A 289-nucleotide genomic window follows, 5' to 3' on the forward strand; every position below is an offset into this window, starting at 1 on the left:
TTAAAGAGCAAGTAGCAAGTATCCAAAGCATTACTGCCAAAATATCGGAAGGTGATTTGCTCAAGACAGTGCCGATCACATATGCTGATATAACTGAGCATTTTCAAGAGCAGATCCTGCAGTATTAGCAAGTAGTGTTATAAATTCCACCTCATTATTGGGAAAGGCCCTTGTATTTGGGGCTATAACTTGCAGTACACCATACACTCCTTGCTTCCCCTTTAAAGGTGCATAAAGAATTGATTTTTGTTCTTGAACGGAATCCTCCAATTGAATTGCACCTGTAACA

1 pseudogene is annotated in these 289 nt (G+C 39.4%); it reads right to left on the reverse strand.

Going from position 1 to position 289, the window contains the following annotated elements:
* Positions 1-84: 84 nt before the first annotated feature.
* A pseudogene (locus tag PZE06_RS28905) lies at positions 85-289 on the reverse strand (GAF domain-containing protein); the annotation flags it as partial.

The organism is Robertmurraya sp. DFI.2.37, from assembly GCF_029211245.1.
GTDB classification, from domain to species: Bacteria; Bacillota; Bacilli; order Bacillales; family Cytobacillaceae; genus Robertmurraya; species Robertmurraya methanolica_A.